Below are 24,055 nucleotides of genomic sequence, written 5' to 3' on the forward strand. Positions count from 1 at the left end.
CTGCAGGCGCAGGCCGACACCCTGGCCCGCCTGGTCGCCACCTTCACCCTGAGCCAGGAAGAGAACGCCAGCACCGGCGCGAACGCCCGTGCCCAGGCGGGCGCCTCGGCATCGTCCGCCCAGGGTGCCGAAGCGGGTGCCGCGCGGCCGGCACAGCCGCCGCGCCTGCCCTCGGCTGCGCCCGAGAAGGTCGTCAGCCCCGCGCCGCAGCGCCCCCGCAAGAGCGCGCAAGCCGATGCGACGGCCGTCCATCCCGAGCCCAGGGCCGCCCTGCGCGCCCCCGGCAAGCCCGCGCCGGCCACGGCCGACACCGAGGAGTGGACCGAGTTCTGACGCGCCCGCTGGGGCAGGCAGCGGAGCGGTGCGGGATGGCCCGGCGGTCGGGCCCGTGCCGGCTGTCCTGCGTCAGCGGTCCCTGCCGGGAAGCATCCGCGTCAGGGTGCCGTCGCGGTCGATGAAATGGTGCCACAGGGCGCCGACGATGTGCAGCACGGCCAGGCCAACCAGGATCGGGCCGGCGAATCCCGCATGGACCGTATGGATGGCTTTGGCTGCCGCCTTGTCCTCGTCCATCCAGACCGGGATGGAGAACAGGCCGAAGACGCTCACGGATTGTTGTGCGAACTGCGACATCAGCAGGCCGGCGATCGGCAGGGCCAGCACCAGGACGACCATCGTCCAGTGGACCACCGCCGCCAGCCGCAATTGCCAGGCCTGTCCGATGGGTTGCGGCCGGCCGGTGTTCAGCCGCGTGATCACCCAGACGATCATCAGGGCCAGGGCGGTGACCCCGAAGCTCTTGTGGAAGAACATGAATTGCCCCTTGGCGGGGTCGCCGCGCTCGTAACCGCTGGCAATGATCACGCAGGTGACTGCCGCGGCGATGACGATGAACAATGCCCAGTGCAGGAATTTGAGTGGCGGGCTCCAGACAGTGATATTGGCAGGCATGTGGTCCCCCTGTCGGTCTCTGGCATCCGTGCGGACGGATGGCATTCCGGCCATCCGCGGGTGCGGATGCGCCGCTGCCGATGACAAGATACAGGATGGATCGCCGGAATGGAATGGCGATCCATCCCCGTTCATCCGGGCCGGGCGCGGACGCGGGTGCGCCTGGGGAGGGGGGCGGCGCGCCAGGCGTAAACACGCTACAATTCAGGGTTACTCTTTGCAGAGGCAGGCCTCTTTTTCCCATGGAAAGGCGGCGGGCCGCTGTAGAAAACATCCCGGTTTGACTGGATCGACGACACCAATGAGCCACACTCGCAAGCGCCTCGTCATGGGCAATTGGAAGATGCACGGCAGCCTCGCCGCCAATGCGGCGCTGCTTGAAGGCCTGGTCGCGGGCGCAACGCGCGCGGGCGATGCCCAACTGGCCGTGTGCGTTCCGTTTCCCTACCTGGCGCAGGCGCGCGACGCCCTGGCCGGCACGCCGGTGTCCTGGGGTGCCCAGGACGTCAGCGTCCACGCGCAAGGCGCCTACACCGGTGAAGTCGCTCCCGCCATGCTGGCCGACTTCGGCTGTGCCTGGACATTGTGCGGGCATTCCGAGCGCCGCGCCATGCACGGTGAATCCAGCGCCCTGGTCGCTGCCAAGGCGGCGTCCGCGCTGGCGGCGGGGCTGACCCCGGTCGTCTGCGTGGGCGAGACCCTGGACGACCGGGATGCGGGCCAGGTCGAATGCGTGATCGGCGACCAGCTCGATCCGGTACTGGCACTGGGCACCCAGGCCCTGGCCCGCATGGTCATCGCCTATGAGCCCGTATGGGCCATCGGCACCGGCCGTACCGCCACGCCCGAACAGGCCCAGGCCGTGCACGCCTTCATCCGCGCTTCCCTGACGCGGAGCGGCGCCGGGCAGACCCGCATCCTCTACGGCGGCAGCGTCAAGCCCGCCAATGCGGCGTCCCTGTTCGCCCAACCCGACATCGACGGCGCCCTGGTGGGCGGCGCATCGCTCGTCGCCGACGAATTCCTCGACATCGCGGCCGCAGCCGCCTGATCCGAGAACACCCATAAGGTCCGGAGTCCTATCATCATGCAATGGCTTTCCTCGATCCTGCTGACCCTGCAGGTCATTTCCTCGATTCTGGTCATCGTGCTGGTCCTTCTGCAGCAGGGCAAGGGCGCCGACATGGGCGCCGCCTTCGGCAGCGGCTCGGCCGGCAGCGTGTTCGGCTCCGCCGGCGCGGCCAACTTCCTGTCGCGCGCCACCAAGTGGGCGGCCATCGTCTTTTTCGTCACGACCGGCGGTCTGGCCTGGGTGGCCCACCATCCTGCCGGCTCGCCCCTCGAATCGGGTGTCATGCAGGGCTTCACGGCCCCGGCCAGGGAAGCCGCCCCGGCGGGTTCGGCCGTGCCCGATGTCGGCGGCAGCGCCGTCCCGTCCGTGCCCGCAGCGCCTTCTTCGGGTGCCGCGCCGTCCGCCCCGGCCGCTGCAGTGCCCACCGTGCCGTCCACGAACGATGCCTCGGTGCCGTCCGTGCCGGCTGCTCCGGCCGAAAAACAGTAAGTCGGCCCGCACCGGGCCCGGTGCATTCCCTGCAGCCGGACTGGGGCATTTTTCATGCTAGAATTCCGGTCTTTGCCGCAGGGCAAAATGCCGTCGTGGTGGAATTGGTAGACACGCTATCTTGAGGGGGTAGTGGCGAAAGCTGTGCGAGTTCGAGTCTCGCCGACGGCACCACCGAATCGCAAAACCCGCATGGGCCTGAACCATGCGGGTTTTTTCATTGGTGTTGGCGGATGCAGGCCGGGGGCTCGGAGCCATGCAGGATCTTGGGGCCTCAGGGCACGAGCAGCATGCTGCCGATGCTGCGCCCGGCCTCCAGGTCCGCATGCGCCCGCGCCACGTCTTCGAGCGCGTAGGCGGTGTCGATGGTACCGCCGATGCCTAGGCGCAGCATGTCCATGACCGCGGCAGCCGCCGTCCGGTAGGTCGACAGGTCGGCGGCATAGGCCATGAAACTGGGGCGCGCCAGCGATAGGGAACGTCGGGGGCCGATGTCCTCGAGATTGAGGGCGGGGATGGGGCCCGCCGCCTGGCCGATGCTGGCGACGGTGCCGAATGGCCGCACGCACGCGAGTGTCCGCGCCAGCATGCCGCCGCCGATGCCGTCATAGGCGACGTCGACGCCGCGTCCTTCCGTCAGGTTCCGGACCTCGCCGATGAGATCGGCGTCGCGGCCTACGATGACATGGTCGGCCCCCGCCTGGCGGGCCAGCTCGGCCTTCTCCATGGAACTCGTCGTGCCGATCACTGTGGCGCCCAGATACTTGGCCCAGCGTGACAGGAGCGCGCCTGTGCCGCCGGCCGCGGCATGGATGAGGGCCGTGGTCCCGGGGCCGACCGGGAAGATCAGGGTCAGCAGCATGTGGGCGGTGATGCCGCGCAGCATCGAGGCCGCGGCCGCATTCGCCGGAATGTCGTCCGGCAGGACGATGGCGCGTGTTTCCGGCAGCAGTCGCGTCGAGGCGTAGGCGCCGACGGGGGCGCCGGCGTAGGCCACGCGGTCGCCGGGCGACAGACGGGTGACGCCGGGACCGGTAGCCTCGACCACGCCGGCGCCTTCGACGCCGAGCGTGGAGGGCAGCGGCAGCGGATAGAGTCCCGTCCGGTGGTAGATGTCGATGAAGCTGACGCCGATCGCCTCGTGACGGACGCGGATTTCGCCCGGACCAGGATCGGCCGGAGCGTCGGCCGACACACGCAGTTGATCGATGCCGCCGGGGCGGGCGATCTGGATTTTCTTGTCCATCTGGATCTCTCCTGTGTTGGGATGGAGGGATCATTCCACACACATGAATGGAAATAAATTCCCTATAATTTTCCATTCAATGTGAAAAATTTGACATTCATGGACTGGGAAGATTTGCGATATTTCGCGGCGCTTGCGAACACCGGTTCACTGTCGGGCGCGGCGCGTTCGATCGGCGTCGAGCATGCGACAGTCGCGCGTCGCGTCGCTCGCCTGGAGCGGGAAACCGGGTTGAAGCTGGTGGATCGGCGTGGGCGTCGTTTCCTGCTCACCGCCGAGGGCGGGAAGATTGCGTCGATCGCGCGGGCGATGGAAAAGAACGCCGACGCGATCGAACGCGTGAAGGCCGCACGGTCGTTGGCGCTTGAAGCCGAGGTCGTGATCAGTGCGCCGCCCGCTTATGCCTCGGCGCGGCTGGCCGGACCGTTGGCGGACCTTCGCAAGCGGCACCCCGGCATCCGGGTCAGCATGATCGGCGAGAAGCGCCAGGCCTCGCTGGATCGCCGGGAGGCCGATCTGGCGATTCGCCTTTCCCGCCCCACGGCGGGCGATCTGACGGCGTTCAAGATCGGTGAGGCCCTGTTCCGGCTTTATGCCAGTCCTGCCTATCTCGCCGAGACGCCGGTTGGCGCATGGGCGTTCGTCGCCTATGAGCAGGGCATGGATGCCGCGCCTCAGCAAGCCGAACTCCTGGCGATGCTCAAGGGCAGGCCTATCGGACTGCGCGCCAGCACCCTGGAAATGCAGACGGCCTTCATCCTGGCGGGCGGCGGCGTCGGCATGCTGCCCGATTTTGCGGTAGAGGGCCTGGACGGGCTGGTCGTGGCGGATCCGGCCATGCTTCCTCTCGTCCGGGATATCTGGCTGGTCGTCCATACCGACATGCGGCATGCACCGGCCATCCGCGCGGTCATGGATTGCCTGGGCCGGTTTGCCCGTCCATCCCGACCAACGAATGAGGGTATGCAGACATGAGAACGACCTCCGAGCCGCCTCCTGCGCCGGGGTCACATTACCGGCCGGGCCAGGCTGGGCACGCGTTCAAGCCGGAAACGGTCCCCATCGCCGGTGAACAGGTCATCGCGAGACATCGGAACAGCGCGTTCATCGGCACCGAACTGGTGGCCGACGGCTGCTTCGCCTTCTCCGGGGCGGATTGGAACGGGACCGTCAGGAGCGCCGAAGAGGTGCACGCGATGTCGCTGGCCAACCTGGACGGAGAGTATTGCACGGTCGTTACGTCGGACGCGCTGCTGGGCCTTTAGGGGCCTGTTCGCACCAATTGCGGGGGCGCGCCGGAGGCGAGCCTTCGTGCGCTATAGTGGCGCTTTGCAGGCGAGGATGCCGAACCCGCCATGGCGGGCCTGCCACCCCCGGAGAAGCGCGACAGCTTATGTTCATCGAACTCGTCAAAGGAGTTTCCCTGCTGCTGGCGCTGTGCTTTCTCCATGGCGTGAACGTTCGGCTATGGCGTTCGCGGCCGCTCGTGGGGCAGGTGCTTTCGGGTGCCATCTTCGGCGGTATCTGCGTGATCGGCATGCTGACCCCCCTGGTGCTGAAGCCGGGCGTCATCTTCGATGCGCGCTCGGTGGTGCTCAGCATGGCGGGCCTGTTCGGCGGTCCGCTGGTGGCCGGGATCGCGGCGGCCATGGCGGCTGCGGTCCGGCTGCTGCTGGCGGGCGAGGGCGCGGCCGTCGGCTTGCTGGTGATCCTGCTGTGCGCCGCGTCGGGCCTGCTCTACCGCCATGCGCGCATGCGCGGGTGGCTGGGGGTGGATACGATCACGCTGGCGTGTTTCGGACTGCTCCTGCATGCCGCAGTGCTGGGGTTGTTCTAGTTCCTGCCGGCCGATGTGGCGCGGCACTTCAATGCGCTGGTGGCACAGCCTTTCCTGATCGCGTTCACGCTTGCGACGGCGGTGCTGGGCCTGCTGTTGCGCGACATCGAGGAACGGCTGTCCACCGAGCGGGCCCTGGCGGACACGGCAGCCCGGCTGCGGGCCATTTCGCGAGCCATTCCCGATGTGTTGCTGGTACTTGACAGCGAGGGGCGCTATGTCGAGGTGCTTTCCCGCGATGAGGGCACATTGATCGCCCGCGCCTCGGATCTCGTCGGCCGCCGGCTGCATGAAGTCCTGCCGCCCGAGCAGGCCGACGGCTTCATGGACCTGATCCGCGAGACGCTGCGGTCGGGCCGCACGCACAGTATCGAATATGAAATGCAGACGCGCTCGGGCCGGAATCACTTCGAGGGGCGCGTCCAGGCATTGGGCACCCTGGTGAACGGCTTGCCTGCCGTGGTCTTCCTTGCACGCGACATCACCGAACGCAAGCAGGCCGAAGGCGCGCTGCGCGAATCGGAACTGCGTTTCCGCTCGGTGCTGCTCAATATCCCCTCGATCGCGGTGCTGGGCTACCGTGCCGGAGGCGTGCTGAGCTACTGGAACCGCGCGGCGGAGCGGCTCTACGGCTACACGGCCGAAGAAGCCATGGGCAGGCGCCTGCCGGATCTGATTGCGCCTTCGGCCCTGCGCGGCCTGATGGGTGCGGACATCGACCGCATGTTCGCCACCGGCAGGGTGATCGCCGCGCGCGAGACGCGGTTGCGGCGCAAGGACGGGGCTCCGGTGGATGTGTTCTCCAGCCATGCGTTCGTCGAACTGCCCGGCCAGCCGCCCGAAATGTTCTGCTTCGATGTCGACATCTCGGATCGCAAGGCTGCGGAAGAGGAAGCGCGTCACCTGGCGTTCTACGACGCGCTGACCGGGCTGCCCAATCGCCGGCTGCTGGTGGAACGCCTGCAGCAGGCGCTGGCGGAAGGATCCCGCGCGGGCCTGATCACCGCGGTGTTCTTCCTGGACCTGGATGATTTCAAGACACTGAACGATACCCGCGGCCACGAGGTGGGCGATCAGTTGCTGCGCCAGGTGGCCGGCCGCCTGCGCGGCAGCGTGCGCGAGCGGGACACCGTCGCCCGCCTGAGCGGGGATGCCTTCGTGGTGGTGGTGCCGGGGCTGAGCGCCGGCGCGCAGGCTGCTGCGGACCAGGCGCGCGCGCTGGGCGAACTGCTCCTGGCCCGCCTGCGAGAGCCTTGCGATCTGGCAGGGCACGAATATCACTTTTCAGCCAGCATCGGCGTGGCGCTGCTCGATCGCGCCGCGGAGTCGGTGGACGAGGCGCTCAAGCAGGCGGACATGGCGATGTACCGCGCCAAGGATGCCGGACGCGATACGCTGCGTTTCTTCGATCCGGATATGCAGCAGGCCGTGACGCGCCGCGCGACGCTCGAGGCGGATCTGCGCGCCGGTCTGCGCCAGGAGCAGTTCCTGCTGCTCTACCAGCCCCAGGTGGACGGCGAGGGGCGCATCACGGGCGCCGAGGCGCTGGTCCGCTGGCAGCATCCGGAACACGGGCTGGTGCCGCCGTCCGAATTCATCCCCATGGCGGAAGAGTCGGGGCTGATCCTGCCGCTGGGTAACTGGGTCATGGAAACGGCGCTGAGGCAGCAGGCCCGCTGGCGGGAAGACCCCGTGCTCGGGCGCCTTGACCTGTCCATCAATGTCAGCCCACGCCAATTCCGTCAGGACGATTTCGTGGCGCGGATCCTGGCGCTGCTGCGAGATACCGGCGCCGACCCCGCGCGCATCAAGCTCGAACTGACCGAGAGCCTGCTGCTGCACAGCGTGGACAGCGCGATCGAGACCATGCGTGCGCTGCGGGCGCACGGACTGGGCTTTTCGCTGGACGATTTCGGCACGGGATACTCTTCGCTGAACTATCTCAAGCGCCTGCCGCTGTCGCAGATCAAGATCGACCAGAGCTTCGTGTGCGGCGTGCTGCGGGATCCCAGCGATGCCGCCATCGCCCGCTCCATCATCGCGCTGGCCGACAGCCTGGGGCTGGACGTGTTGGCCGAAGGCGTGGAAACCGAGGCGCACCGCCGTTTCCTGCTGGAACATGGCTGCCAGGCCTTCCAGGGGTTCCTCTTCGGACGGCCGATGCCGCTCGAGGCGCTCGAACGGCAGGTCCGCCAGGGCCGTTGAACCACGCCGCCGCCCGGCACCCGGCCGGGATGTCCGGTGGGTGCCGGGCGCCGCGAACGTGCGTCAGTAGTGGACCTTGCGCAATTCCACCGAGGGGATCTTCAATTGCCCCCGGTATTTCGTGACGGTGCGGCGCGCCACGAGAATGCCGTGGCGCGCCAGCCGCTGGGTCAGGTCCACGTCCGACAGTGGATGGGCCGGATCCTCCGCCTCGATCAGTTCCTGGATCAGCGCGCGCACCGCGCTGGCGGAGCAAGAGCCTGCGCCTTCCGTACCCAGTTCGCGGGAAAAGAAATGGCGGAATTCGTACAGACCCCGTGGTGTGATCATGTATTTGCCGGCCGTGGCACGGTGTGGACACGAAGATTGCCCGTATTTTCAACACCTATGGCCCGGGCATGGCGCTGGACGACGGCCGGCTGGTTTCCAATCTCGTCGTCCAGGCACTGACAGGCTGCTCGATGACCCTCTATGGAGATGGCAGCCAGACGCGTTCGTTGTGCTACGTGGATGACCTGATCGAAGGCCTGGTGCGCCTGATGGAGAGCCCGGCCACCTTCCGGGGGCCGGTGAACCTGGGCAATCCCAGCGAGACTCCGGTGCTGGAAGTGGCCGGCGTCATCAGGGAACTGACCGGAACATCGGCGTCCGTGGTGCATCTGGCCCTGCCGCCGGATGACCCCAGGCGCCGCTGCCCCGACATTACGCTCGCGCAGCACCACCTGGGCTGGTGGCCCGTGACCGGCTTGCGGGAAGGCCTGCGCAGGACAATCGCCGATTTCGTCGCGCGGATCAAGTCGGCTTGAGTCCTCCCGCGGTCCGGCTGCTCAGGCCCGTAGCGGCTTCAGCGCCGTCGCCCAGCGCAGCAGTTCGTCCAGCAGCGCGGTGGCGGATGCATCGATCAGATCGTTGGATGTGAAATCGCCGTTTTCCTGGATGTGTGTGGCCACCATGGGGATGGCGACGCCTTCGACCATGGGCATCATCTTCAGGGTGGTGACCTGCGGCTTGACCGACTGGACCGAGCGCAGGCCGCCCGAGACCCCGCCATAGCCGACGAAGCCGCAGGGCTTGTAGTTCCATTCCTTGTAGACGAAATCCAGCGCATTCACCAGTGATGGCGGTGCGCTGTAGTTGTATTCGGGCGTGACGAAGATATAGGCATCGGCGCTGGCCACGCTGGCGCTCCAGCGCTTGGTGTGGTCGTGCGTGTATTGCTGCATGCGGGGATGGACCGGCTCGTCGTAGAGCGGCAGATGGAAGTCGGCCAGATCCACCAGTTCGACGTCGAACTGCCCGTGATTGTGGGCGAATCCGTGAAACCAGCGTGCGACGGCGGGGCCGACGCGGCCCGGGCGGGTGCTGCAGATGATGACTTGAAGCTTGAGCGGCATCGTGTGTTTCCTTGCATGAAGCGTTGGAGAATGCTGGCAGTGGTTGTTTCCGAGAAGGATCGGGCGGTGGGTGGCAGCATCAGCCCGCGCCTTCCGGCAGCGGGATGAATTCACGGTCGTCGCCCACGGGCAGTTTCATGCGCTGGGCACGCCAGTCTTCGCGGGCCTGCTCGATCCGGTCGCGCGAGGATGACACGAAATTCCAGTGGATGAACCGTTCCCCGACGGGATCGCCGCCAAGCAGCATGACGGTGGACGGACCGTGGGCCTGGATCCGCGCAGCGCGGCCCGGTTCCAGGACCAGCATCCGCCCCTCGGACAGCCGGTAGCCGTCCAGTTCGATTTCTCCCCGGGCGACGTAGACGGCGCGTTCCGGATGGTCCGTGCCCAGGGAGCGGCGCGCGCCGTCGGCCATGTCCCAATGCAGGTAGAACAGGGGAGAATGCGTCTTGACGCGGGCGGTCGCGCCTTCGATGGTGCCGGCGATCAGCCGGCCGGAAACGCCGTCTTCGCTGAATTCCGGCAGCTCGGCCGCGCCTTGGTGATGATGGAATTCGGGTGCCGTTTCCTCGTGTTCGCGAGGCAGGGCGACCCAGGCCTGGATTCCGTGCATGGTGGCGCCGTGGGCTCGGGCGTATTCCAGTCGTTCGCTGTGGGTGATGCCGCTGCCGGCGGTCATCCAGTTGACTTCGCCGGGGCGGATTTCCTGGTTCGATCCCAGGCTGTCGCGATGAGTGACGGCGCCGCTGTACAGGTAGGTGACGGTGGACAGGCCGATGTGCGGATGCGGCCGGACATCCAGCTCGCGCGGTGCGCCGCGCGCCACTTCGAGCGGACCCATGTGGTCGAGGAAGATGAAAGGCCCGACCATGCGTCGCTTGCGGTAGGGAAGTACGCGTCCGACGATGAAACCGCCGCCCAGGTCGTGCGGGCGGCAGTCGATCAGCAGGGTGGCGGTCATGGTGTCCTCGCGCGGGCCGGTGGAGGCGGCCCCGCGATTACGATACTACAGCCTCGTGTTTGCGATGCCGATCGCTACTACATGTGGCTGGGCAGCCAGGTGGCCAGCCCTGGAAAGTACCACAGGGTGACCAGCAGCAGCACCATCAGGCTGAAGTAGGGGGCGCAGACCCGGGCCAGGTAGGTGATTTCCTTGCCGGTCATGCTCTGCAGCACGAACAGGTTGAATCCCACCGGCGGCGTGATCTGGGCGGTTTCCACCGTGATCACGAGGAAGATGCCGAACCAGACCGGATCGATGCCGGCTGCCTGGATGATGGGCAGCACGACGCCCATGGTCAGGACGATGGTGGAAATGCCGTCCAGGAAGCAGCCCAGCACGACGTAGAACAGGGCAAGCGCCACGATCAGCATGCCGGGCGACAGGTTCAGCCCGCCGACGAATTCCGCCAGCTGGCGGGGCAGGCCGATGTAGCCCATGGACAGGGTCATGAAGGCGGCGCCGGCCAGGATCAGGGCGATCATGCAGTACAGGCGCGTGGCGCCCAGCAGGGAATCGCGGAACGATTTCCAGGTCAGGGTCTTCTGCCAGGCCGACAGCAGGAAGGCGCCGATGACGCCGATGGCCGCCGATTCGGTGGCCGTGGCCACGCCGCTGTAGATGCTGAAGATCACGCCCAGGATCAGCAGGACCACCGGAATCAGCTGGCGCGACTCGCGCAGCTTTTCGGCCAGGGAAAGCCCGGCCGCCGATTCCGGCACGCGCTCGGGTCGCAGCAGGGCCCAGCCGGCGATCCAGCCGCTGAACAGCAGGGCGAGCAGCAGCCCCGGAATCACCCCGGCGATGAACAGCTTGGCGATCGAGGTTTCCGCCGCCACACCATAGACGATGAGGATGATGGACGGCGGGATCAGCAGCCCCAGGGTGGCAGGACCGCCCAGCGAGCCGATGATCTGCGCGTCGGGATAGCCGCGCTTCCGCAGTTCCGGCAGGTTCATGCGGCCCACCGTGACGCAGGTGGCGGCCGAGGACCCGCAGACCGAGGCGAAGATCGTGCAGCCCAGCACGTTGGTGTGCAGCAGGCGTCCGGGCAGCCGGTTCACCCAGGGAGCCAGGCCGCGGAACAGATTTTCCGAAAGATTGGTGCGATACAGGATCTCGCCCATCCAGATGAACAGGGGCAGGGCCGTCAGGGTCCAGCTGCTGGTGCTGCCCCAGATCGTGATGGCCATGGCGTCGCCCGCTGCGCGGCTGGAGAAGAACTCCATGCCGAACCAGGCCACGCCGGCCAGGGTCAGGCCGACCCAGACTCCGCCGCCCAGCAGCGCAAAGAGGACGACGATCAGGGCAATGCTGGCCGTGATCTCATTCATGGTGGAGCTCCTCGGTGGCGGCGGCCGGGCGCTTGCCCGACAGTTCCAGGACGAACTCGTCCAGGAAGGCGATGAAGAAGATCAGGGTGCCCACGGCCATGGGGATCTGGGGGATCCACATCGGCGTGGCGTCGATGCCCGTGGAGATGTCCTGGAAAGACCAGGATTGCCACACCAGGCGTACGGAGTACAGGGCCAGAAAGCCCGACAGTGCGACGGCAATGAGCAGGGCGATGATTTCGAGCGCCCGGCGTCCCTTGCCGTGCAGCATGCTCAGGACCAGGGTGACGCGGATGTGTTCGCCGTGCTTCAGCGTGCTGGCCAGTGCCAGGAATCCGGCGCCGGCCATGGCGTAGCCTGCGTAGGCGTCGGCGCCGCCGATCGGAAAGCCCAGCAGGCGGCCCAGGATCATCAGGGTCACCATCAGCAGCACGCCGATCATGCACAGGCCGGCCAGCCAGCCGCTGGCGGTGTAGAGTCCATCGAGAAAGCGGCGCATGGCAAGTTCCTATGGATCGGGGAACCGCGCGCCGTCCGGCGCGCGGTGGCGGCCCGACGGGCCGCCGGGGTGTGTATCAAAGGCTGGAACGGTAGGCGTCCAGGATCTGCTTGCCTTCGTCGCCGGCCTTGGCGGTCCATTCCTGGATGACGGTGTCGCCCACCTTGGCCAGGTCGGACTTGAGCTGGGCCGAAGGTTCGACGATTTCCATGCCGCCGGCCTTCAGCTTGGCGATGGAATCGGCGTCGACCTTGCGGGATGCTTCCCAGCCGCGCTGCTCGGCTGCGGCTGCGGCCTTCATCAGGGCCTCGCGCGAGGCGGGGGACAGGGCCTCGACGGCTTTCTTGTTGGCGACCACGGCGTTCTTCGGGATCCAGGCGCGCACGTTGGTGAAGTATTTCAGGTTCTCGTAGAGCTTGTTGTCCGCGCCGGTGGCGCTGGATGTGATCAGGCCTTCGATCACGCCGGTGGCCAGCGCCTGTGTCAGTTCGGCTTCCTGGATGGTGACGGGCTGGGCGCCGACCAGTTCGCCGATGCGGGCGGTGGTGGGGCTGTAGACGCGCCATTTCATGCCTTTCAGGTCGGCGCCGGAATTGATGGGCTTGTTGCTGTAGATGCTCTGCGGAGGCCAGGCCACGGCATACAGCAGCACCATTCCCTGCTGGTCCAGCTTCTTTTCCAGGGCAGGCTTCTGGGCCTGGTAGAGCTTCCAGGCTTCGTCGTAGTTGCTGGCCAGGAAGGGCAGGCCGTCGACGCCGAAGGGTTGCCATTCGTTCTGGAAGCTGACCATGAAGAATTCACCGGCCTGGGCCTGGTTGCCCTGCACGGCACGCTTGATTTCAGGCATCTTGAAGAGGGATGCGCCGGAATGGACGGTGATCTTCAGATCGCCCTGGGTGGCTGCATCCACGTCTTTCGCGAACTGGGCCAGGTTCTGCGAGTGGAAATTGAAGGCGGGATAGGCCGAAGCCAGGTCCCACTGTGTGGCGGCCTGAACCTGGGCGGTAAGGCCCAGACCGGCGACCAGGGCGGTGGCGAGGAAAATGCGACGCTTCATGGAGGGCTCCTGGAGAATGATCGGAAGGACATCGCGCGCGGCCGCGAGCCGGCCCGGACGATGGCTGTTGACAAAGATAGACCATTGACGGTCCTGCGTCGATCAGGGTTATCAACAATAATATGGAGTTTGTAGTTGATGTAGTCTCTGATCGTTGGTTTATTTTATATATATTGTTGAACAATCTTGAGCGAGGCATGTCCATGGACAGTCGGCCGGACACGCCGCGGGCAGGGGCCGGGTCATTCGACGTGAGCGGAATAGACGGACAGCACCATGCGTTCGGACTGAGTCAGGTAGTTTTCCAGGTGACGGGCCGCCGCCGCCGTGTCGCCGAGTTCGAACAATTCCAGCAGGCGGGCGTTCAGATCGACGAAAGGCGCATGCAGATATTCGGGATCATCCAGCAGGCCGAAGGCCAGCCGCAGTTCGGCCGAGATATCGGCGAACATGGTCGAGAGGCGCGCGCTGTCGGCCAGGGCCACGATGCTTGCGTGGAACAGCATGTTGGCCGAGCCGACTTCCAGCCAGTCGCCCGCATCACGCATGCGGCGCGCGTGCGCCAGGGCCTGTTCCATGCGCTTGTGCGCGGGGTGGCGTGGCCATGCCTGGGCCAGGGCCTGGCACTCGATCAGGCGGCGCACGCGGTAGATGTCGATGATGTCGGCGATCGACGGCACCACCACGGAGACCCCGCGGTTCGGTTCGTGCCGCAGCAGCCCTTCCTTGGACAGGATCCGGAAGGCCTCGCGCAGGGTGTTGCGCGAGACTTCCAGTTGCTCGCTCAACCCGGCCTCGGACAGCCGCTGCCCGGCCCGCAGCTGGCCCTGAATGAGTTGCTGGCGGATGGTTTCGGCGACCGTGTCGGTCAGGCTCGGTGTGGCGGCAGGGCTGGGATAATGACGGGAGTGCATGGTTATCCTGGAAATCGCGGCGCGGGCAGGGCTTCCTGCCGTGGGCCATCGGGGCTCGGCCCGGATGGAAATGAAACATGGGCCGGCGGATTGTTCAACGATTCGTCGTCCGTTTTGCAATCATAAGGAACGCACATGGACTTGAACAGCGATCTCGGCGAAAGCTACGGCGCATGGCGCATGGGCGATGACGCCGCCATGCTGGATATCGTCACCAGCGCCAACGTCGCCTGCGGCTTTCATGCGGGGGATCCGGCCGGCATTCTGGATACCCTGCGCGCCGCCGCGGAACGCGGCGTCGCCATCGGGGCACACGTGGCCTATCCCGACCTGGCCGGCTTCGGCCGTCGCAACATGGATCCGGCCAGCCGGGAACTGGTGGCCGATGTCATCTACCAGATCGGCGCGCTGCAGGGCCTGGCCGCCGCCGCCGACACCCGGGTGACCTACGTCAAGCCGCATGGCGCCCTGTACAACACGATTGCGCATGACAGGCGCCAGGCGGATGACGTCATGACCGCCCTGCTGGAGCTGGATCCGGGTCTGGTCCTGATGGGACTGGCCGGCTCGCCCCTGCTGGACTGGGCGCGGGAGCGCGGCCTGCGAGTGGTGGCCGAGGCGTTTGCCGACCGGGCCTACACGCCTGAAGGCGTACTGGTCTCGCGCCGCGAGGCGGGCGCCGTGCTGCACGACCCGGCCCAGGTCGCGGACCGCATGCTGGACCTGGTGCGCACGGGCGAGATCACTGCGATCGATGGCAGTCGCGTGCGCCTGCAGGCCGATTCCATCTGCGTGCATGGCGACAGTCCGGGGGCCGTCGCCATGGCGCGCGCCGTGCGGCAAAGGCTGGAAGCGGCCGGAGTCGATCTGGCGCCGTTCGCCGCTGCGCGGGCGTCATGATCGCGCCGGACCGCTGCCAGCCGTGCGTGCCGGTTTCCGGACCCGGTGTTCGGGGGACTGCATCGTGATTCCCCTTCGCTGCCTGCCTGCCGGCGATGGCGCCGTATTGGCGGAACTCGGGTCACTGGACGAGACCCTGGCGTTGTTCCAGGCGCTCGGCGAGCGCCCCGAAGGGGTGGACGACGTGATTCCCGCCGCCCGGACGCTGCTGGTGCTGTTTCGGCCTTCGGCCCTGGCGCCGCAAGCCGTGGCCGCCTGGCTGCGGCAGGCCGCCGCACGCCTGGAAACGGCGCTCACCGGAAAAGGGGATGACGGCCGGCCGCATCCGCCTGAGGTACCGGCCGCCGCCATCCGGCGAGTCGAAATTCCCGTGCGCTATGCGGGCGAGGATCTCGATGCCGTGGCCGAATTGCTGGGCCTGGGCCGCGCGGAACTGATCGAGCGCCATACCGGCAGCGACTATCTGGCGGCCTTTGCCGGTTTCGCGCCGGGCTTCGTCTACCTGGCGGGCGGCGACCCCTGTTTCCATGGCGTGCCGCGCCGCGCCGCGCCGCGCGTGCGCGTGCCGGCGGGGTCGGTGGCCGTGGCGGGGGATTTCAGCGCGGTCTATCCGTCCGACAGCCCGGGCGGCTGGCAGCTGCTGGGCGTCACGCCCCTGCGGATGTGGGACATGGGCCGGGCCGAGCCCGCACTGATCCAGCCCGGGTTCCGGGTCCGTTTCCGCGACCTGGCTGCTGCTGGCACTGTTTACAGTCTGCCGGAGCATTCCGGGTCCGCCGCAGATGCGGACGGGATGGCCGGAGATCTTGCCGGCGGCCGCCAGGCACCGGATCGCGAAACGCCTGCTTCGGCTGCGCCGCACGCCTGCTTCGAAGTCCTGGCCGCCGGTCTGCAGACCCTGGTCCAGGATCTGGGCCGGCCCGGCCTGACCGGCATGGGCGTGTCCTTGTCCGGGGCGCTGGACCGGGGTGCGCTGCGCACGGCCAACCGGATCGTGGGCAATCCGGCCACTGCGCCCGTGCTGGAGAACGCCCTGGGTGGACTGCGCCTGGTTTGCCGGGGGCGGGCCGTGGTGGCCGTCACGGGCGCCCGGGCAGCGCTGACACTGAGAACGGCGGCGGGAGAACGACTTCCGGCGCCGCTCTGCCGCCCGCTGGCGCTCGACGACGGCGACCAACTGCAGATCGGCGCGCCGGATGCCGGCGTGCGCTGCTATGTGGCCGTGCGCGGCGGCTGGGACGTGGCGCCCGTGCTGGGCAGTCGCGCCACGGATACCCTGGCGGGAATCGGGCCGGCGCCGTTGCGCCCGGGCGACCGCCTGCCGGTGGGCGCCGACCTGGAGGGGGTGCGGCTGGCAGCGGTACTGCCGTGTGGCGAAATCCCGCCGGTGCTGCCCGGCCGCGGCGATCTGGTCACCCTGGAGGTCGTCCTGGGACCGCGTGCAGACTGGTTCACTCCGGAGGCGCTGGTGCTGCTGGCTGGACAGGAATGGACAGTCACGCCGCAATCCGACCGGGTTGGCATGCGTCTGGCGGGGGCGGAACCCCTGGCGCGCAGCCGCCACGGAGAACTGCCCAGCGAAGGCACGGTGGCCGGTGCGATCCAGGTGCCGGCCGGTGGCCAGCCGGTCCTTTTCCTGGCCGATCATCCATTGACCGGCGGCTATCCGGTGATCGGGGTGGTTGCCGCCCGTCACCTGGATCTCGCTGCCCAGATCCCCGTGGGCGCCCGCCTGCGCTTCCGGCCCATCGGGCCATTCGAGGAAATCCTGCCATGATTCGTAAAGTCCTGATCGCCAACCGGGGCGAGATCGCCGTGCGCGTTGCGCGCGCCTGCGCCGATTATGGCGTGCGCTCCGTCGCCGTCTATGCCGACGACGATGCCGATGCGCTGCACGTGCGTCGGGCCGACGAGGCCTGGGCGCTGCAGGGGCGCCGTCCTTCCGAGACCTACCTGGATATCGGCAAGTTGCTGGCCGTTGCGCAGCGCGCCGGAGCCGATGCCGTGCATCCAGGCTACGGTTTCCTGTCCGAGCGCGCGGAATTCGCGCGCGCGGTCATTGATGCGGGCCTGACCTGGATCGGCCCGCCGCCCGGGGCTATCGAGGCGCTGGGCGACAAGGTGGCCGCCCGGCGAATCGCCCAGGCCGCGGGCGCGCCGCTGGTTGCCGGGACCGACGGGCCGGTCGCCAGTGCCGCTGAAGCACTGGCCTTTGCCGAGGCCCACGGCCTGCCCATCGCCATCAAGGCAGCGTTCGGCGGCGGCGGGCGTGGCCTGAAAGTCGCGTGGCGGCTGGACGAGGTTGCCGAGTTGTATGAATCGGCCGTGCGCGAGGCGACGGCTGCATTCGGCCGGGGGGAATGCTTCATCGAGCAGTTCCTGGACCGGCCCCGCCACATCGAGGCCCAGGTGATCGCCGACGCCCATGGGCGGGTGGTGGTGCTGGGCGATCGTGATTGTTCGCTGCAGCGGCGCAATCAGAAGCTGGTCGAAGAAGCCCCCGCGCCCTTCCTCACGCAAGAGCAGCGCGCCCGCATCCACGATGCCTCCCGCGCCATCTGCGCCCGTGCGGGCTATGTCGGCGCCGGAACGGTGGAATTCCTGCTGGCGCGCGACGGCCGCATTTCCTTTCTCGAGGTCAACACCCGCCTGCAGGTCGAGCACCCCGTGACCGAGGAAACTTCCGGCCTGGACCTGGTGGTCGAACAGCTGCGCATCGCCGACGGCCTGCCCCTGTCCGTCGAGTCCACCCCCGCTCCGCGCGGGCACAGCCTGGAATTCCGCATCAATGCGGAGGATCCGGGGCGTGGCTATCTGCCCGTTCCGGGCCGCGTCGTGCGTTTCGCGCCGCCCTCCGGGCCGGGCGTGCGGATCGACAGCGGCGTGGAGTCCGGCTCCCTGGTCCCGGGCGTGTTCGACTCATTGATGGCCAAGCTCATCGTCAGCGGCGCCACGCGGGAACAGGCATTGGCCCGTGCGCGCCGCGCCCTGAGTGAATTCGAGATCGAAGGGGTGGCCTCCGTGCTGCCTTTCCATCGCGCCGTGGTGGATCAGGACGATTTCGTCGGCGAAGACGGCTTCCGCGTGCACACGCGCTGGATCGAGACCGAGTTCACCGTCGATCTGGCCGATGCCCCCAGGCCTGCGGCACCCGGCACGCCGCCTCTATTGCGTACGTTCGTCGAGATCGACGGTAGGCGCGTCTCGCTGGGTCTGCCCGCGGGGGCAGTGCCGGCCTGGGGCGCGCTCGCGGGCGGGTCCGGCCCCGATCCGGATGACGCTGCTCCAGCGGCAAGCGGCCCGCAGGATGCAGGCCCGGGCGGGTTGGCGGCGCCGATCAGCGGCGCGCTGCTGGCCTGGAAAGCAGGCGACGGGTCGGCAGTCGAGGCCGGACAGGTGCTGGCCGTGATGGAAGCGATGAAAATGGAAACCCAGGTGCTCGCGCCCTTGGCCGGTGTCCTGCGTCAGGCGGTTGCGGAAGGCGCGTTCGTCGAGGCCGGCAGCCTGCTGGGGCGGGTCGAGACGGCGTAGCCGGGCGCGCCGCCCTTGGCGGCTTCTCCTGGCGGCTGGGGTAAAGACTCCGGCTGCCCGGCCGTAGATGACGGTGCGGGCGCGCCGGTTCGTTTTCGCGAGTCGGGGCCTGCGGCAGAGACGGTGCCATGGACTTGCTCGATCCCCTTTCTTCGGCCTTGCCCTCTGTGGCCCCCCTGACGCCCATGGGCGCCAAGGCGATGGCCGGTGGCGCCTTGGCGAATCCGCCATCCTCGGCCCAGCCCGCAATTTCCAGCCTGGGGCGAGCGTTGTTCGAAGCCGCTTCCGGGACGCAGTCGAGCGCCACGGGCCGCTACCAGGACATCGAGGACAGCGATCTGCCCGAGGCCGTCAAGAACCTGCTGCGGATGATCCGCGATTTGCGGGCCAAGCTGGCCCAGCTGATGCGGGAGCTGCGGGCGGTCCAGGCGGACGACAGCATGAATCCGGAAGCCAGGCGCATCCGCCTGCAGCAGATTCAGGCGCAGATGAGCGCGCTCAATGGCGCGCTGATCGCTGCCACCCAGAAGCTCGCCGCCCTGATGCGGGACATCAGGCTCGGCAAGGGGCAGCAGATGGCCGCCGCGCAACTGGCGCTGCGCTGAACGGCCGCTGAGTTGCCGCCGGGCGGCGCGCGGCCGCCATCGGCGTGCATGCCTTCAGGACGGCAATGCGGACAACACGGTCTCGATCGCATCCGTCAGCCGCCGCAGGTCGTCCGGCGTCGTCGTGAAGGCGGGCGTCAGGTAGACGATATTGCCGAAGGGGCGGATCCATGCGCCCGCCTCCAGGAATTGCCGGCACAGGGCGGCACGGTCTGGCGTGCTGTGCAGTTCCACCGCGCCGATGGCCCCCTTGACGCGAACCTCGCGCACGCAGGGCAGGGCCGCGCATGGCGCCAGGCCTTCGCGCAGTTGCCCTTCGATCGCCCGGACCTGGGCCAGCCTGGGTTCTCGCTCGAACAGGTCCAGGGAAGCCAGCGCGGCGGCGCAGGCAAGCGCATTGCCCATGTAGGTTGGCCCATGCATCAGCGCATGCGCGGGATCGTCGGACCAGAAACCCTCGAAGACGCGCCGGCTGGCCACCGTGGCGGCCAAGGGCAGGGTGCCGCCCGTCAGTGCCTTGGACAGTGTGATGATGTCCGGCTGGACGCCCGCCTGCTCGAAGGCGAACATCGTGCCGGTGCGCCCGAAGCCGGTGAAGATTTCATCGAAGATCAGCAGGACATCGTGGCGGTCGGCCAGTTCCCGCAGCCGCGCAAGCACGAAAGGTTCATGCATGCGCATGCCGCCGGCGCCCTGCACCAGCGGCTCGACCAGGATGGCAGCCATGTGGCCGGCGTGTTCGCGCAGCCATGCGTCCAGGGCATCGGAGGATGCATCGTCGAGGGGAAGATCGTGCAGGTCCTGGTGCGGGATGATGCCGTCGAAGGCGGCGTGCATGCCCACCCCGGGGTCGCAGACCGCCATGGTGCCGAATGTGTCGCCGTGGTAGCCGCCCCGGAACGCGACGATGCGGCGTCGTTGCGGCTCGCCCTGGTTGAACCAGTACTGCATGGCCATCTTCAGCGCCACCTCGACCGAGACGGACCCGGATTCCGTGAAAAAGGCGCGGTCCAGCCCCGGCCCCAGCAGGACGCACAGGCGCTTGGCGAGCTTCAGCGCGGGTTCGTGCGCGAGTCCGCCGAACATGATGTGCGGCAGGCGGTCGAGCTGGTCGTGCACGGCCCGGGCGATATGCGGATGGTTGTAGCCGTGGCAGGCGGTCCACCATGAGGCGATGCCGTCGATCAGGATGCGCCCGTCGGCCAATTGGATGCGGCTGCCCTGCGTGCGGACGACCGGTGCGGGCATGGCCGCCGTCTTCATCTGGGTGTAGGGCAGCCACACGTGGCGCTGGCCTTCGGTCAGCCAGTCTGGAAGGGGTGTTTTCATGTTTTGTTGCAATTGAGGTGAAATCGAGGCCGGTGCCAAGATGGCAGTCCGATGAAGTCCGCTTGAAGTGAGTTGGCGGAAAATCCACCCAAAACCGTTCTTCGCCTATCTTCTTTGTAAATGCAGTCAAAATAAGTTTACTTCATTCATTTTGATATTATCGCCTCCCGATGGGTTTTCATTCCGGGGGCGGGGCGACATGGCGCGGGACCGATTCGATCCTTTCTTCGAGCGCTATCTTCGCGCGGCGCAACAGGAGCACCTGCGGCGTTCGATACGTGTTTTCGGCCATGCATTCCCCGGGCGGCGCGTGCAGGGTGGGCGCGAGATCCTGGACTTCTGCAGCAACGATTACCTTGGGTTGTCCCTGCACCCGGACCTGATCGCCAGGGCATGCAGCTACGTCCGGAACCACGGGGCTGGGGCGACTGCGTCGCGGCTGGTCTGCGGGACGGGCCCGGCCTGCACCGAGGTCGAGGCCAGGATCGCGCATGCCAAGGGCACGCAGGCCGCACTGCTGTTTTCCTCCGGATGGCAGGCGAACGCGGCGGTCCTGCCGGCGCTGTTGCGGGTGCTGGGCAGCGATGCGCAGGTCTATGTCGACCGCCTGGCCCATGCCAGCCTGCACCAGGGATGCCGCGCTGCGGGGATCCGGCAGATCCGGTTCCGCCACAACGACCTGGACCACCTCGAGGCCCAGTTGCAGGCGCGGGCCGGGCAGCCCGGACAGCGCATGATCGTGACCGAAAGCGTGTTCAGCATGGATGGAGACCGCTGCGACGTGACGGCACTGGCCGGACTCGCGGAGCGGCACGGGGCCTTCCTCTACCTGGACGAAGCCCACGCCACGGGTGTGCTGGGACCGGACGGCATGGGGTTGTCGAGCCTTGCCGGGGGGCGGGTCGATCTCGCCATGGGAACATTCAGCAAGGCGCTGGGCAGCTTCGGTGCCTACGTCGCCGGATCCCGTGCGCTGTGCGACTACCTGATCAATGCCTGTTCAGGTTTCATCTACACGACCGCGCTGCCGCCGGCCGTGCTGGGCGCCATCGACGCCGCGCTGGATCTCGTGCCCGGGATGCAGGCCGAGCGCGCGTCGCTGATGGCCAAGGCCGACGCGCTGCGGCGCGTCCTGCAGTCCATGGGGCTGGACACGGGCGCTTCGAGCACCCAGATCGTGCCTGTCCTGGTCGGCGACGAATGCCGGGCGCTGGCCTTGAGCCAGGCTCTGGAAAGATGCGGCGTGCTGGTCACCGCCATCCGTCCGCCCACGGTGCCGCGCGGCACCAGCCGCCTGCGCATCGCACTCAGCGCGGCGCACAGCCACGCGGACATCGGCAGGTTGACCGATGCTTTGTCGCAGGCATTGGAGGCCACGGCATGAATCCGGCGGGTGCGCCGGACGGCCGTGGGCATGACCAACCGGGCGGCATGATCGCCGCGCCGCGCGTCGCCGGGGCGTTCTCGCCCACGACACCCACGCTTGTGTTCGTGCACGGCTGGGGGTTCGAGTCCGGTTTCTGGGATGTGCTGCGGGCCCGATTGCGCGCCTGGCCGCAGCATGCGCTGGAGCGCGGCTACTTTTCCAGCTTGCCGGAGAACGATGCCTTGCCCGGGGGGCCGTTCGTCGTGATCGGTCATTCGTTTGGCTGCATGCGCATGCTGGCCCGGTTTTCTCCGCCTGCGGGTGCCCTGCCGCGCGCCTGGGTGGCCATCAATGGGTTCGCCCGCTTCTGCGCCGGAAGCGATTTTCCGCAAGGCGTGGATCGCCGCATATTGCGCCGCATGGCAAGCCGGCTGCGTGCGTCGCCGGCCGCCGTGGTCGACGAATTCAGGCGGCGTTGCGGCGCAGGTCCGGCCGGCGCCTGCCCATGTCCGCCGACGCTTGTCCGCGATCTGCGGACGATGCAGGAACTCGACCTGCGCGATCGCCTGCCGGGGCCGGAGGCGCCATGGCTTGCGCTGTCGGGGGCCGAGGACCCCATCGTGCCTGCGTCAATGGCAGGAGAAGCCTTGCCCGGCAAACCCATCGATTGGCTTGCGGGTGGCGGGCATTTGCTGCCGCTGCAGGCCCCGGACTGGTGTGCCGAGCGCATTGCGGGATTCCTGGAGCGCAACGGTCTGGCGCCGCCGGCCGCCGCGCGCGCATTCTCCCCGGCCGCCGCGCCCGCTGCTTCCGGCCGCCTTGTCGGCACCGAACGGCCTTCCGGCGTGGGTGCGCGTTTCGGTGCAGCGGCGGCCCGCTACGATCGCCATGCCGAAGTGCAGCGCGAGGTGGCCGCCCGGCTGGCGGCCCGGATCGGCATGCTGGAGTTGCCGGAACGTCCCCGCATCCTGGAAATCGGCTGCGGCACGGGCTGTCTCACCCGCCTGCTGGGCGAACGCTTTGCCGAGGCGGACTGGACGGTCACGGATCTGTCCCCCGGGATGGTGGACCGGGCCCGGAGCCGGTTGCGCCTGGGCGGTACGGTCCGCTACCGGGTCATGGATGGCGAACATCCAGCGCTGGCAGAGGATGCCGGACGCTATGACCTGATCTGTTCCAGCATGGTCCTGCAGTGGTTCGCCGATCCCGCCGGGGGGCTGGCGCGGTTGGCGGCCTTGCTGGCGCCGGGCGGGCATCTGGCCGTTGCGTTGCCCGTGCATGGAACGCTTGCCGAGTGGGATCGGGCGCACGAGGTCCTCGGGTTGCGTTCACGGATGATTCGTTTTCCCCAGCCAGGTGCACTGCGCCTGCGGCGCAGTGAACTGGCGGGACGGGTGGGCCTGGAGCGCATTGTCGCCGAATGCGGCGGCGCTGCGGCCTTCCTGCGCGGGCTGAAAGGGATCGGGGCGACGGCGCCCAGGCCGGGGACGCGGCCATTGCCGCTGCAACTGCTGCGCCGCGTGTGTGCGGAATTCGACCGCACCGGCGCGCGCTGTTCTTACCGGATCGCATTCGGTCTGTGGCGCAGGACCGGTGTGCCGATGGAAGGGAGGACATCCGCATGAATCCGCATGAATCCGGACGAAGGGCGCGCCCGGGCGTGTTCGTGACGGGCACGGACACCGACGTGGGCAAGACCCTGGTCTCGGCGATCCTGGCCAAGGCGTGGGGCGCTGATTACTGGAAACCGTATCAGACGGGGATCGCCGCCGCGGCGGGCGATTCCGAAACCGTCGCGGCACTGCTCGGCCCGGGCGGCGGGCATGAGCTGCATGCGCCGGCCTGTATCCTGCGGGCGCCGCTGGCTCCGTGGGCTGCTGCCCGGGCCGAGGGTGTCGCACTGGATATGTCCGCTCTGCGCCTTCCCGGGACGAACGCGCCGCTGGTGGTGGAGGGCGCGGGCGGGCTGTATGTGCCGGTGGATGAACACAGCATGATGATTGATGTGCCCGCCCGCCTGGCATTGCCCGTGGTGCTGGTGGCGCGCAGCACCCTGGGCACGATCAACCACACGCTGCTCAGCCTGCATGCCCTGCGCGCGCGGGGCTTGCCCGTGCTGGGCGTGGTGATGAACGGGCCGCCGTCGCCCGGCAATCGCGAGGCGCTGGAGCGTTTCGGGGGCGTGCGCATCATTGCGGAAATTCCGCCTCTGGCCCGGGTCGATGCGGCCGCAGTCGCTGGCATGGCCCGGCGCATCCCTGCACTGGATGTCCTGATGCGCGGCGTCGAGATGCCGGATGCGCGGCCGGGCGCCTGACGGCGGAAC

Annotated in this window: 23 protein-coding genes, 1 tRNA gene and 2 pseudogenes; 16 read left to right on the forward strand and 10 right to left on the reverse strand. The window is 68.0% G+C overall.

Annotated features, from left to right (window positions below; all coding sequences use genetic code 11):
- Positions 1-333, forward strand: a pseudogene (locus tag ABD022_RS04865) (hypothetical protein); the annotation flags it as partial.
- Positions 334-405: 72 nt separating this feature from the next.
- Here the strand turns inward: ABD022_RS04865 and ABD022_RS04870 are convergent.
- On the reverse strand, positions 406-951 hold the full coding sequence (locus ABD022_RS04870; RefSeq protein ID WP_343820290.1) for a cytochrome b: 546 nt from the start codon (positions 949-951) through the stop codon (positions 406-408).
- Between the two features lie 301 nt (positions 952-1,252).
- Here ABD022_RS04870 and tpiA point away from each other — a divergent pair, with 301 nt between their 5' ends.
- From tpiA to ABD022_RS04885, 3 genes are all read left to right on the forward strand, one after another.
- Complete coding sequence (gene tpiA / locus ABD022_RS04875) at positions 1,253-2,002, forward strand: triose-phosphate isomerase (protein ID WP_325126083.1); 750 nt, start codon at positions 1,253-1,255, stop codon at positions 2,000-2,002.
- A gap of 36 nt (positions 2,003-2,038) precedes the next feature.
- A complete protein-coding gene (secG, locus tag ABD022_RS04880; protein WP_325126085.1) occupies positions 2,039-2,512 on the forward strand; it encodes a preprotein translocase subunit SecG in 474 nt (157 codons plus the stop codon).
- An 89-nt stretch (positions 2,513-2,601) separates the two neighbouring features.
- Positions 2,602-2,686 (forward strand) — tRNA-Leu (locus tag ABD022_RS04885).
- Positions 2,687-2,786: 100 nt separating this feature from the next.
- Here the strand turns inward: ABD022_RS04885 and ABD022_RS04890 are convergent.
- Positions 2,787-3,758: a quinone oxidoreductase family protein gene (locus ABD022_RS04890; protein ID WP_343820293.1), complete on the reverse strand. Its 972-nt coding sequence runs from the start codon at positions 3,756-3,758 to the stop codon at positions 2,787-2,789.
- Between the two features lie 99 nt (positions 3,759-3,857).
- On the opposite strand from ABD022_RS04890, the gene ABD022_RS04895 reads away from it, so the two are divergent.
- The 4 genes from ABD022_RS04895 to ABD022_RS04910 all read left to right on the forward strand — a co-directional run bounded on the left by ABD022_RS04895 (position 3,858) and on the right by ABD022_RS04910 (position 7,800).
- On the forward strand, positions 3,858-4,733 hold the full coding sequence (locus ABD022_RS04895; RefSeq protein WP_325126089.1) for a LysR family transcriptional regulator: 876 nt from the start codon (positions 3,858-3,860) through the stop codon (positions 4,731-4,733).
- Positions 4,730-5,023, forward strand: coding sequence for a hypothetical protein (locus ABD022_RS04900; RefSeq protein ID WP_325126090.1), 294 nt, complete (start codon positions 4,730-4,732; stop codon positions 5,021-5,023). Before ABD022_RS04895 ends, ABD022_RS04900 begins: the two co-directional genes overlap by 4 nt.
- A 128-nt stretch (positions 5,024-5,151) precedes the next feature.
- Entirely contained in the window at positions 5,152-5,595 is a 444-nt protein-coding gene (locus ABD022_RS04905) for a LytS/YhcK type 5TM receptor domain-containing protein (protein ID WP_343820295.1), read from the forward strand.
- Positions 5,596-5,634: 39 nt separating this feature from the next.
- The gene (locus tag ABD022_RS04910; RefSeq protein ID WP_343820298.1) at positions 5,635-7,800 is read left to right on the forward strand and encodes a putative bifunctional diguanylate cyclase/phosphodiesterase; all 2,166 of its coding nucleotides are present in this window, start codon (positions 5,635-5,637) and stop codon (positions 7,798-7,800) included.
- A gap of 63 nt (positions 7,801-7,863) precedes the next feature.
- Here the strand turns inward: ABD022_RS04910 and ABD022_RS04915 are convergent.
- Positions 7,864-8,151 (reverse strand): annotated as a pseudogene (locus ABD022_RS04915) (RNA polymerase factor sigma-54); the annotation flags it as partial.
- Between the two features lie 2 nt (positions 8,152-8,153).
- Here ABD022_RS04915 and ABD022_RS04920 point away from each other — a divergent pair.
- The gene (locus ABD022_RS04920; RefSeq protein ID WP_343820300.1) at positions 8,154-8,606 is read left to right on the forward strand and encodes an NAD-dependent epimerase/dehydratase family protein; all 453 of its coding nucleotides are present in this window, start codon (positions 8,154-8,156) and stop codon (positions 8,604-8,606) included.
- Positions 8,607-8,627: 21 nt separating this feature from the next.
- Here ABD022_RS04920 and ABD022_RS04925 read toward each other — a convergent pair whose 3' ends face one another.
- The 6 genes from ABD022_RS04925 to ABD022_RS04950 form a co-directional block, all read right to left on the reverse strand.
- Positions 8,628-9,194 carry an NADPH-dependent FMN reductase gene (locus ABD022_RS04925; RefSeq protein WP_325126101.1) on the reverse strand — a complete coding sequence of 189 codons (567 nt, stop codon included), beginning with the start codon at positions 9,192-9,194 and terminating at the stop codon, positions 8,628-8,630.
- 79 nt (positions 9,195-9,273) lie between these two features.
- Positions 9,274-10,155 carry a pirin family protein gene (locus ABD022_RS04930; protein WP_343820303.1) on the reverse strand — a complete coding sequence of 294 codons (882 nt, stop codon included), beginning with the start codon at positions 10,153-10,155 and terminating at the stop codon, positions 9,274-9,276.
- A 77-nt stretch (positions 10,156-10,232) separates the two neighbouring features.
- Positions 10,233-11,528: a TRAP transporter large permease gene (locus ABD022_RS04935; RefSeq protein WP_325126105.1), complete on the reverse strand. Its 1,296-nt coding sequence runs from the start codon at positions 11,526-11,528 to the stop codon at positions 10,233-10,235.
- Positions 11,521-12,027, reverse strand: coding sequence for a TRAP transporter small permease (locus ABD022_RS04940; RefSeq protein ID WP_325126106.1), 507 nt, complete (start codon positions 12,025-12,027; stop codon positions 11,521-11,523). The genes ABD022_RS04935 and ABD022_RS04940 overlap by 8 nt, the downstream gene beginning before the upstream one ends.
- Before the next feature lie 76 nt (positions 12,028-12,103).
- Positions 12,104-13,084, reverse strand: coding sequence for a TRAP transporter substrate-binding protein (locus ABD022_RS04945; protein ID WP_325126109.1), 981 nt, complete (start codon positions 13,082-13,084; stop codon positions 12,104-12,106).
- Between the two features lie 242 nt (positions 13,085-13,326).
- A complete protein-coding gene (locus ABD022_RS04950) occupies positions 13,327-13,998 on the reverse strand; it encodes a GntR family transcriptional regulator (protein WP_325126111.1) in 672 nt (223 codons plus the stop codon).
- Between the two features lie 135 nt (positions 13,999-14,133).
- Between ABD022_RS04950 and ABD022_RS04955 the strand changes: the two genes are divergently transcribed.
- From ABD022_RS04955 to ABD022_RS04970, 4 genes are all read left to right on the forward strand, one after another.
- Complete coding sequence (locus ABD022_RS04955) at positions 14,134-14,898, forward strand: LamB/YcsF family protein (protein ID WP_325126113.1); 765 nt, start codon at positions 14,134-14,136, stop codon at positions 14,896-14,898.
- A 64-nt stretch (positions 14,899-14,962) separates the two neighbouring features.
- Positions 14,963-16,675, forward strand: a complete 1,713-nt coding sequence (locus ABD022_RS04960; RefSeq protein WP_325126115.1) for a 5-oxoprolinase subunit B/C family protein — start codon at positions 14,963-14,965, stop codon at positions 16,673-16,675.
- Entirely contained in the window at positions 16,675-18,429 is a 1,755-nt protein-coding gene (locus ABD022_RS04965; RefSeq protein WP_414647466.1) for an acetyl/propionyl/methylcrotonyl-CoA carboxylase subunit alpha, read from the forward strand. Before ABD022_RS04960 ends, ABD022_RS04965 begins: the two co-directional genes overlap by 1 nt.
- A 128-nt stretch (positions 18,430-18,557) precedes the next feature.
- Positions 18,558-19,034, forward strand: coding sequence for a hypothetical protein (locus ABD022_RS04970; RefSeq protein ID WP_343820307.1), 477 nt, complete (start codon positions 18,558-18,560; stop codon positions 19,032-19,034).
- 54 nt (positions 19,035-19,088) lie between these two features.
- On the opposite strand, the gene ABD022_RS04975 is transcribed toward ABD022_RS04970, so the two are convergent.
- Complete coding sequence (locus ABD022_RS04975; protein WP_343820309.1) at positions 19,089-20,363, reverse strand: adenosylmethionine--8-amino-7-oxononanoate transaminase; 1,275 nt, start codon at positions 20,361-20,363, stop codon at positions 19,089-19,091.
- Positions 20,364-20,562: 199 nt separating this feature from the next.
- Here ABD022_RS04975 and bioF point away from each other — a divergent pair, with 199 nt between their 5' ends.
- From bioF to bioD, 3 genes are read left to right on the forward strand one after another with little or no spacing between them, the layout of a single operon-like run.
- On the forward strand, positions 20,563-21,747 hold the full coding sequence (gene bioF / locus ABD022_RS04980; protein ID WP_343820311.1) for an 8-amino-7-oxononanoate synthase: 1,185 nt from the start codon (positions 20,563-20,565) through the stop codon (positions 21,745-21,747).
- Complete coding sequence (locus tag ABD022_RS04985) at positions 21,744-23,354, forward strand: methyltransferase (protein ID WP_343820313.1); 1,611 nt, start codon at positions 21,744-21,746, stop codon at positions 23,352-23,354. Before bioF ends, ABD022_RS04985 begins: the two co-directional genes overlap by 4 nt.
- On the forward strand, positions 23,351-24,046 hold the full coding sequence (gene bioD, locus ABD022_RS04990; protein WP_343820315.1) for a dethiobiotin synthase: 696 nt from the start codon (positions 23,351-23,353) through the stop codon (positions 24,044-24,046). Before ABD022_RS04985 ends, bioD begins: the two co-directional genes overlap by 4 nt.
- The last annotated feature ends 9 nt before the right edge of the window (positions 24,047-24,055 follow it).

Source organism: Castellaniella daejeonensis (assembly GCF_039523555.1).
Taxonomy (GTDB): Bacteria; Pseudomonadota; Gammaproteobacteria; order Burkholderiales; family Burkholderiaceae_B; genus Castellaniella; species Castellaniella daejeonensis.

Coding starts and splice junctions, on each gene's coding strand:
- ABD022_RS04870 (WP_343820290.1), bottom strand. CDS start 951: ATGCCTGCCAATATCACTGTCTGGAGCCCGCCACTCAAATTCCTGCAC.
- tpiA (WP_325126083.1), top strand. CDS start 1,253: ATGAGCCACACTCGCAAGCGCCTCGTCATGGGCAATTGGAAGATGCAC.
- secG (WP_325126085.1), top strand. CDS start 2,039: ATGCAATGGCTTTCCTCGATCCTGCTGACCCTGCAGGTCATTTCCTCG.
- ABD022_RS04890 (WP_343820293.1), bottom strand. CDS start 3,758: ATGGACAAGAAAATCCAGATCGCCCGCCCCGGCGGCATCGATCAACTG.
- ABD022_RS04895 (WP_325126089.1), top strand. CDS start 3,858: ATGGACTGGGAAGATTTGCGATATTTCGCGGCGCTTGCGAACACCGGT.
- ABD022_RS04900 (WP_325126090.1), top strand. CDS start 4,730: ATGAGAACGACCTCCGAGCCGCCTCCTGCGCCGGGGTCACATTACCGG.
- ABD022_RS04905 (WP_343820295.1), top strand. CDS start 5,152: ATGTTCATCGAACTCGTCAAAGGAGTTTCCCTGCTGCTGGCGCTGTGC.
- ABD022_RS04925 (WP_325126101.1), bottom strand. CDS start 9,194: ATGCCGCTCAAGCTTCAAGTCATCATCTGCAGCACCCGCCCGGGCCGC.
- ABD022_RS04930 (WP_343820303.1), bottom strand. CDS start 10,155: ATGACCGCCACCCTGCTGATCGACTGCCGCCCGCACGACCTGGGCGGC.
- ABD022_RS04935 (WP_325126105.1), bottom strand. CDS start 11,528: ATGAATGAGATCACGGCCAGCATTGCCCTGATCGTCGTCCTCTTTGCG.
- ABD022_RS04940 (WP_325126106.1), bottom strand. CDS start 12,027: ATGCGCCGCTTTCTCGATGGACTCTACACCGCCAGCGGCTGGCTGGCC.
- ABD022_RS04945 (WP_325126109.1), bottom strand. CDS start 13,084: ATGAAGCGTCGCATTTTCCTCGCCACCGCCCTGGTCGCCGGTCTGGGC.
- ABD022_RS04950 (WP_325126111.1), bottom strand. CDS start 13,998: ATGCACTCCCGTCATTATCCCAGCCCTGCCGCCACACCGAGCCTGACC.
- ABD022_RS04955 (WP_325126113.1), top strand. CDS start 14,134: ATGGACTTGAACAGCGATCTCGGCGAAAGCTACGGCGCATGGCGCATG.
- ABD022_RS04970 (WP_343820307.1), top strand. CDS start 18,558: ATGGACTTGCTCGATCCCCTTTCTTCGGCCTTGCCCTCTGTGGCCCCC.
- ABD022_RS04975 (WP_343820309.1), bottom strand. CDS start 20,363: ATGAAAACACCCCTTCCAGACTGGCTGACCGAAGGCCAGCGCCACGTG.
- bioF (WP_343820311.1), top strand. CDS start 20,563: ATGGCGCGGGACCGATTCGATCCTTTCTTCGAGCGCTATCTTCGCGCG.
- ABD022_RS04985 (WP_343820313.1), top strand. CDS start 21,744: ATGAATCCGGCGGGTGCGCCGGACGGCCGTGGGCATGACCAACCGGGC.
- bioD (WP_343820315.1), top strand. CDS start 23,351: ATGAATCCGCATGAATCCGGACGAAGGGCGCGCCCGGGCGTGTTCGTG.